The organism is Odoribacter sp. N15.MGS-14 (assembly GCF_000980245.1).
Lineage (GTDB): Bacteria > Bacteroidota > Bacteroidia > Bacteroidales > Marinifilaceae > Odoribacter > Odoribacter splanchnicus.
The window spans coordinates 1-7,146 of the sequence record NZ_LARE01000099.1; the positions used below are offsets into that span (position 1 = coordinate 1).

At 40.8% G+C, this 7,146-nt stretch carries 6 protein-coding genes; 4 read left to right on the forward strand and 2 right to left on the reverse strand.

Annotation, left to right across the window (positions count from 1 at the left end; genetic code table 11):
* Positions 1-855: glycoside hydrolase family 43 protein (locus WS34_RS13695; RefSeq protein WP_046405489.1), on the reverse strand; the 855-nt coding region annotated here is incomplete at its 3' end.
* 273 nt (positions 856-1,128) lie between these two features.
* On the opposite strand from WS34_RS13695, the gene WS34_RS15765 reads away from it, so the two are divergent.
* From WS34_RS15765 to WS34_RS13710, 3 genes are all read left to right on the forward strand, one after another.
* Positions 1,129-4,332 (forward strand): toll/interleukin-1 receptor domain-containing protein, encoded by a 3,204-nt coding sequence (locus WS34_RS15765; RefSeq protein ID WP_286693801.1) that lies wholly within the window; start codon positions 1,129-1,131, stop codon positions 4,330-4,332.
* An 82-nt stretch (positions 4,333-4,414) separates the two neighbouring features.
* The gene (locus WS34_RS13705; RefSeq protein ID WP_022159394.1) at positions 4,415-5,119 is read left to right on the forward strand and encodes a 16S rRNA (uracil(1498)-N(3))-methyltransferase; all 705 of its coding nucleotides are present in this window, start codon (positions 4,415-4,417) and stop codon (positions 5,117-5,119) included.
* Positions 5,120-5,129: 10 nt separating this feature from the next.
* Positions 5,130-5,798 carry a DUF4159 domain-containing protein gene (locus WS34_RS13710; protein WP_022159393.1) on the forward strand — a complete coding sequence of 223 codons (669 nt, stop codon included), beginning with the start codon at positions 5,130-5,132 and terminating at the stop codon, positions 5,796-5,798.
* Positions 5,799-5,816: 18 nt separating this feature from the next.
* Here WS34_RS13710 and WS34_RS13715 read toward each other — a convergent pair whose 3' ends face one another.
* Positions 5,817-6,692, reverse strand: coding sequence for an AraC family transcriptional regulator (locus WS34_RS13715; protein ID WP_022159392.1), 876 nt, complete (start codon positions 6,690-6,692; stop codon positions 5,817-5,819).
* A 254-nt stretch (positions 6,693-6,946) separates the two neighbouring features.
* Between WS34_RS13715 and WS34_RS13720 the strand changes: the two genes are divergently transcribed.
* Positions 6,947-7,146 (forward strand): hypothetical protein (locus WS34_RS13720; protein ID WP_046405491.1); only part of this gene is annotated, 200 nt, incomplete at its 3' end.

Below are 7,146 nucleotides of genomic sequence, written 5' to 3' on the forward strand. Positions count from 1 at the left end.
CCGTGGATGGATGTGGGTCTGGTCTTTGTGACTATGGAAAACGATCCGTAATGTTCCGGATTTGTCTTTAAACAGGGCGCTATGGCCGATACCGACCAGTCCGTTCACTTTTTGGCAGATAGGGTTATGGTCATATTTGGTCCATTCTCCCATGATATCGCGGGTGGTTGCCACTCCGATGCCATAAAACGGACTCTCGTAACTATTGGCTGAATAAGTGAGGTAGTAGGTGCCTTTGTGTTTGATCACAAATGCCCCTTCGTTGACCCGGGGATGTACTTCTTCCCAGGCCTGAGAGGTAGCGATACATTTGTGCATCGTTTCAGATTTGATATTCAATAGATCTGAAGTCAGTTCGGCTACCCAGATGTTCAGACCGTCGTTGAAACGGTCGAAGAAAAGATAAGCTTTGCCGTCGTCGTCGATAAACAGGCTATTGTCGATCGTCTTTTCCCCTTCGATCATGGGGCGGCGAACCTCTTGCCTGAAGGGACCCAGGGGAGAATCGGAGGTTGCTACACAAATATGTTCGTCGGCAGAATAATACATGTAAAAACGGCCGTTCCGGTAATATACTTCGGGAGCCCAAAACCAGCGATCGCCCCAGACATCCGCTTTGGAGAGGGCGAGCCCGCCGGGTACTCCTTCCGGTTTTTTCCAGGTTTCCAAATCCTGAGATACATAAACGCTTATTCCGTCGGCGGCACCGGTACCGTAAGCATAATAGGTGCTATCGTGTAATAGAATAAAAGGATCTCCGAAATAGACAGGTGATCCGGAATTGTTTTGTGTGTACCCGATAAAAGGCGGGCAAAACAGATTACTAAGCAGTAGAATAGTGAAAAAATATTTCATCTTATTATTTTGTAAAAATTAATTTATGGACATCATGTTACAAATCTAAAACGTTTTAAGAGCTTTTACTATGGATATATTTGCAGATTATTGTATTTTATTTGCAAAGTAGTTTAAAATTATCTGTTCTTATTATTTGGATAGTGGAGTGGGTTAGGGAGGAATTGTTTAAAAAATGAATAAAAAACAGGTAAATAGCTAATGGAATAATGTATTTTTTTAATTTTGTTTGTGGTGAATTGTAGGGATAGGAATAGTTGAATTAATTCGTGGATGATGGAACAGCAATTTCAATATTACGCTTTTATCAGCTATAAAAGGGAAGATGAGAAATGGGCTAAATGGTTACAGGATCGGTTAAGATGGTATAAGTTACCTTCGAAATTATGTAGACAAATCACCCGGTTGCCTAAAAAAGTATGGCCTGTTTTCAGGGATAATACGGATCTCGACAGTGGGAGACTGGAAGAAAATATAAGACATGAACTCGAGCGTTCACATTATCTTATTGTGATATGTTCACCTGAAGCAGCGCGTTCGCTCTGGGTCGGAAAGGAAGTGAAATATTTCGCTACACTTCACGGAGCAGATAAGATCATCCCTTTTGTCGTTTCAGGGATTCCCTACAGTAATGACATCGAGACAGAATGTATCCATGAACAGATAAAGGCGATAAGCCAGGAAGAATTATTGGCTATAAATGTCAGGGAAGAAGGGATCGGTTCATTTGCGATGAAGAAAAAAAGGGCTTTTATCCGCGTTGTCGCCCGTTTGTTGGATATCAAGTTCAATACCTTATGGCAGCCTTATGAACGTATTCTGAGGATTCGTAAATGGAGTACAGGAATCGGAGTTGTTTTATTCTTATTCGTTTTATTCATCTTGTGGGACTATTACCGGACTAAAAATGAATATTTTGCTGATTATGTGGATAGATGGGGAATACCGGAAGGGGTGGTTGAGTTAAGTGCGGAACAGGTAAAAAAAAGAAGTACACATTATCGTTTCGAATATACCCACCGCAGTATATTGGGGAAAGGAAAGGGCACACTGAAAAGAGTTATTTTTGCCAATTCTGCCGGTCTTCCTATAGAGCACAATTTTAGTGAATATGTCGATCGTTCTTCTATTCAACAGATAGAAAGCCGAAAAGATAGACGGGGACAATCTGTCATTGAAATTGAATATCAAAATTCCAAACAAAAGCCTTTGATTGTTGCCTATATTGCCGGGGACAGTTTGCAATATGTAGATCTGAAATCATTGGATAAGGGAATGGGTATCGGACTTACAAGTTCTTTTACTTCTATCACTTCGAATGCGTTTGAAAGTATGTTTAGTAATTCGAAATCTGAAATCCGGCGGTATCGGTTAATCAGGGACCGGCAAGGTTTCATTATACGTAAATTATTTAAAAAATATAACGGTAACGACGATATCGCTGCTTGTGATGCAAAGGGAATTTATGGCTTTGATTATGTCCTGGATTCTATCGGAAGGCCCCGGTTGGTCAGATTTATCGGGTTTGAAGGTTTTAACTTTCCCAATAATATGGGGATAGCTTCTAAGAAATATAATTATGACGAATATGGTAATATTTCGGTAATCGCTTATCTCGATCCGGCAGGTAATCCTGTTTTGAACGAACAGCGGTGGGCGACTTATACCAGAAAATGTGATGAGAACGGTAATATTGTAAAAGGTGTATATCTGGGAATAGACCAAAAGGTTTGTCCGTTAAGTAATGGTGGGGGAATAATCGGGAAAGAATACGATGAACATGGGAATAGTATTACCGAATCGATTTTTGATAAAAACGGTCAGCTTGCCTGGGGACGGGAAGGGGTGGCAAGATGTGTTGCAAAGTACAATAAGCAAGGAAGAATCATCGAAACGGCAAATTATGGGACAGACGGTAATTTGTGTTTTAATAAAGAAGGATATGCCCGATTGCTTTCTACATACGATGATTGCGGGAATGTGATTGAAATGGCTTATTACGGTGTGGATGGAGCTCCCTGTTTTAATAAAAAAGGGTATGCAAAATGGATTGGCCGGTATGATAAATATGGGAATATGATTGAAAGCGCTTATTTTGATACCGATGGAGAGCCGGTGAGGGATAAAGAAGGAGTTATGAAAGTAGAGGCTGTTTATAATAATAAGGGGTATATTTCCTCCATTAGTTATGTAGATGCCGGGGGAAATCTTGTTCCGAATAAGATCGGTATAGCCCAGGTAACGATAACTTATGATAACAATAATAATTTAGAGAAAATATCTTTTAAGGACGCTGACGGAGCACCTTGTCCCATTGCGAATGTAAGGCTGGAGTATGATGAATCTGGGAATCAGACAGGGCAGTTCGTTTCATGTCTGGAAGATAAATTGTTCCAACCTGCAGGGTTTAATTGGAGAGCAAAATATGATAAAGGAAATCTCGTAGAGAAGGTATATCTGAATAATGTAAAAGAACCTTATTTAAATCCGAATGAAGGCTATGCAAAATATATTGCAAAATATAATAAGCGGGGTAGATTGATTGAACTTTCTTTCTTCGATACAGAAGAAAAACCCTGTTTGAATAATAAAGGATATGCGAAAGTTTCTTATGGATACGATGAGTGGGGAAATGTAACGGAGATTCTGTTTTTTGGGGTGGATGGAAAACCATGTACCGATTCGAGTGGAGTTGCCCGGTGTGTGATGAGGTATGACGAACGGGGAAATAAGATAGAGGAAGCTACTTTCGATACGGAAGGGAACCCCTGTTTAAATGCCCAGGGGGCAGCTAAAATGACTGCTGTATGTGATAGTTGGGGAAATGTAACGGAGATGGCTTATTGGGGAACGGATGGTAGGTTAGGTCTGAATAAGGAAGGTTTCGCCAAGTTGAATTTTAAGTATGATGAGCGTGGTTTTCGGGAAGAAACGGCTTACTTTGATGTGAATAATAAGTTGTGTATGCATACAGGTGGCTATGCAAAAGTGCTTGAAAAATACGATCCCCGCGGAAATTGTACCGAAGTGGCTTATCGGGATGAAAATGATAGACCCTGTCTGCTGCAAGATGGTTATGCAAAGTTGTCTTTTCAGTACGACGACCGGGGGAATGTGGTAAAACAGGTGTATTTCGGTACGGACGATAAACCCTGTATAAATACCGGCGGTTTTACTGCTATTTCCCAAAAATATAATGAAAAAGGGATGATTACCGAGGTCGCTTTTTGGGATATAGCCGAAAAGCCCTGTTTGGTGAACGGTTATTTTATGGAGAAGACTGAGTTTGACGATTGGGGTAGAATAATAGAAAAGAAATATTTAGATACTGAAAATAAGTTATGTAAAGGTGGATATGGATTTGCAAGAATGACGGTAGAGTATGATCGTACAGGTAATTCGACAGTCAGAGTGTTTGACGAAAATAATCATGAAACGATGAAAAAATCGCTTCATGTGAATGAAATAATACAATGAAATTAATTCAATATTCAGGTTGGTAAGAATTTGTTTGATGGTTGAAAACATGTAGTTTTGTCGGATAAATTTAATCGTTGTTATGCATTTATTTTATACGCCGGATATCGAAGGGGATATTTATACGTTGAATGCGGATGAATCCAGACATTGTGTACGGGTATTGAGGTTGGGGGCCGGAGAAGCGGTTTCGTTGGTGGATGGGAAAGGAACTTGGTATGAAGGAGTTATCGAACGGGCGGAAGTGCGGGGATGTGAGATCAGGATTACGGATCGGCGGGAACTATACGGCCGGCGCAATTTTCACCTGCATTTGGCTGTTGCTCCGACGAAGAATATAGACCGCATCGAATGGATGCTGGAAAAATGTACCGAGATGGGGATCGATGAGATTACTTTATTGCATGCAGCTCATTCCGAACGGAAGGTTGTGAAAGAAGAACGGCTGGAAAAAGTGATTGTGGCGGCGATGAAACAGTCTTTGAAAGCCTATTTGCCCCGGCTGAATCCGATGACCGATTTCCGGCAGTTGGTTACTTCTTGCCGGGAGACCCATAAATTTATCGCCCACTGCAATGAAGGGGATAAAAAACGCTTGGATGAAGTGTATCGGCCGGGGGAAAATGTGGTTATACTGATCGGACCTGAAGGAGATTTTTCGGAAGAAGAAGTGGTATTGGCCCGGCACCACGGTTTTGTGCCTGTGACTTTAGGGATGAGCCGGTTGCGAACCGAGACGGCGGGGATTGTGGCTTGCCATAGTATCGATTTTATGAATCGCGTTTAAATCTGAACATATGGAGCATCTTTGGAAAGTGGTGTTTTTGATCGTTTTGTTTGTGTTTGTGCCTCGCTGGTTGTGGAGCCAGGAAACTAAAACGAAACTGGCTCTGTTGAAATATAAAGGAGGAGGCGATTGGTATGCTAATCCCACCTCTTTGCCTAACCTGATCCGTTTCTGTAACGATAAATTAGGTACGGATCTGGCTAAAGAGCCGGCTACTGTCGAGCCGGGAAGCCGGGATATTTTCAATTATCCCTATGTGCATATGACAGGGCATGGAAATGTTGTTTTTACAGAAGAAGAAGCCCATAATCTCCGGGAGTATTTGTTGGGGGGCGGTTTTCTGCATGCAGACGATAATTATGGGTTGGTTCAGGCTTTCCGGCGGGAAATGAAAAAGGTGTTTCCTGAAGATGAACTGGTAGAGATCCCTTGGGAACATCCGATTTTTAATCAGAAATATACATTTTCGGAGGGGTTACCCAAAATCCATGAACACGATGCGAAACGGCCGCAAGCTCTGGGGGTCATCAAGGAAGGAAGATTGGTGGTTTTATTTACTCTCGAGACCGACCTGGGAGATGGCTGGGAAGATCCTGAGGTGCACAACGATCCTGAAAACAAACGGCAGGAGGCTTTGCAGATGGGAGCGAATATTATTTCTTATGTGTTTTCTAACTAAGGTATGTGAAGGTGACGGTTATTCTTCGGGTTCCTTCAGTAAATTTTTCCGGTATTCGGCGGGCGTCATTTTCATGATCTCTTTAAATTTATGGTTGAAATGGGAAATATTTCTGAACCCCGATTCGTAGGCTACCTGAATAATACTGAGGTCTGAGTTGAGCAGTAATTTGCATGAAAATTCAATCCGGATTTCGGTCAGGCATTCGAAAATACTCTTTCCTGTGCTTTGTTTGAAATTCCGGCAAAGGGCCGAGTGGTTTTGGCCGGCATAGGAAGCGATGGCTTCGAGACTGATGTTCTCTTTGAAATTATTCATCAGATAAGCGAAAGTCTTATTTACCGGAGTGTTATATTGGTTTTGGGTGGCCTGGAAATTGTAGTCGAAGCCGGATAGCAATTTGTATTTTTTACTACTTCCTAAAAGATCCAATATTTGATAAAGTTTGATCAGCATGCTGATACCGGGGAGGCTTTCCAATAGGGGAAATATTTCCGTAACTTCGTCGGTGATTCTTTTGTTTTGAAATAAGATTCCCTGCCTGCTTGTTTGCAATAGACTGGAAATGCGTGAAAACTCGGGCATTTTATTCATATCGGCCGGAAAGATGTCCCTGGTGAATTGAATGACTTCCGAACTACAGTAAAGATCGTTGTTCTCATAATAAGTTTTGTCACACATGTGGAAGTGTGGTAAATTTTCTCCGAACAGTACGATATCTCCTACTTTGAAATCATCTACCCCATCTCCTACAAAACGTTTTCCCCAACCGTTCGTGATCAGAGTCAACTCGAATTCTTTGTGGTAATGCCATTGCGTCGGAAAATATTTGAAAATAAAGTTCCTTTTGGTAAACGAATGACCTGTAGCCGGGATGATCGTCTCGTAAAGCATAATGTTATATTTTGTGTTTTAGTGTGTTTATGGCAAATATAATACAATATTTTTAAGTTTTGGAAAAAGAATAAATAATATTTTATCTCTCATAGACTTTGTTAATAAGATGATTACAAAATTCATGGTAAAAATAAGGTATTTTGTTGTATTATATGTAAAAAAGCAAATATTGTACAAGTTTATGCAAATAAAACAGAAGAATGGCTTTATAATATGCCTTATTTTTGATTGATCTTAAATTATTATCCCCTATGAACAGATTATTGAGATATGGAATTGTCGTAGTTTGTGGAATCGTTAGCAGTTTTTCGGTAAGTGAAGCTGCTACCCATAAAAAGTCAGAGCCCTATGTGGTAGTAAAACAGCAGGTGTATCCTTTTTCACTGAAAGATGTCCGTTTGACGCCGGGAATATTTCAGAAAGCGATGAAATTGGATAAAAAGTGGTTACT